At 70.5% G+C, this 1,436-nt stretch carries 1 protein-coding gene; it reads left to right on the forward strand.

What is annotated here, in order from left to right:
• On the forward strand, positions 1-1,436 hold a 1,436-nt coding region (locus ACWF94_RS40430), incomplete at both ends, for an HtaA domain-containing protein (RefSeq protein ID WP_453500280.1).

Consider the following 1,436-nt stretch of genomic DNA (forward strand, 5'->3'; position numbering starts at 1 on the left):
GCCCCGAACGCCGGAGAGGCGCCCGGGGCAGCGGCCGGGAAGGCCGCCGCCCCCGCCACGGAGCTGAAGGAGGGCACGCTGGAGTGGGGCTTCAAGGAGTCGTTCCGTAAGTACGTGGTCGGCATGGCGAAGGGCACGATCACGGCGGCGGACGGCGCCCGGCAGGCTCCGGCGAACGGCCCGTTCACCTTCACGGACGGCACCGGTACCTACGACAGGAGCAAGCACGCCGTCCGTACCGGTTTCCAGGGCTCCGTGACCTTCGCCTCCACGGCGCACGGCTTCACCATCAAGATGGCCGATCTCAAGGTGGTCACCGAGGGCAAAAGCGGCAGCATCCAGGCCGATGTCACGCTCAACGGCACGACCCAGAATGACATCGCGGTGGCGGACCTCGACCTGGCGAACGTCAGCCCCGGCGCGGGCGCGGGCGGGGCGATGGTCTTCAAGGACATCCCCGCCAAGCTCACCGCGAAGGGCGCGGAGGCGTTCAACGGGATGTACAAGGCGGGTGACGTGCTGGACGCGGCGACCCTCTCGGTCAAGACCGTGACCCCCTCGTCCCCGCCGCCCAGTCCAACCCCGTCGAAGACCCCTTCGTCCCCGGCCCCCACCCCCAGCAAGACGCCCTCGTCACCGCCGTCGAGCCCGCCCGCCACACCGCCCCCGGGCAAGACCCCCTCGTCGCCGCCCACCGGGCCGGGCGTCGGTGACGGCACGATCGTCAACGGCAATCTCGACTGGGGTCTCAAGCGCAGCTTCCGCGAGTACGTCGAGACCGGCTTCGCCAAGGGCAAGGTCGAAGTGTCCGGCGGCGCGCTGAAGACTGCCAACGGCTACCGCTTCCCCAACGGCAAGGGCAGTTTCGACACCGCGAAGAGGAATCTCGACGCGTCCTTCGGCGGCGGCGTCCGCTTCCTCGGCCATCTGACGCAGGGCTCGTACGTCCTCGACCTCAGGGTCAGCGGTCTTGAGGTGAAGGTGAACGGCTCCAAGGGGACGCTGGTCGCCGACATCAGCACCAAGAGCAAGACCACCGGCAAGGTCACCAAGCTCGACAACGTCGATTTCGCCTCGCTGACGATCCCGGCGGGCGGTCTCACGGCCAAGGGCAAGATCGTGCAGCTGACCGGCGCACCCGCGAAGCTCACGGCCGATGGCACCAAGGCGTTCGACGGTATGTACCCGGCGGGCACCGAGCTGGACCCGGTGACGCTCGCCGTCTCTCTCGACAAGGACGCCCAGCTTCCCGGCGGCACCGGTGGCACGGGCGGCACGGGCGGCACCGGCACTTCGGGCGGTACCGGTGGCACCTCGGGCGCCGGCTCGACCGGTGGCTCGACCGGTGGCTCGGTCGGCGGCTCGGTCGGCGGCGCCGTGGGCGGTTCGACCGGCGGCGGCTCGCTGGCCGCCACCGGCTCCGAGATCCCCACGAC

Source organism: Streptomyces sp. NPDC055078, assembly GCF_053607985.1.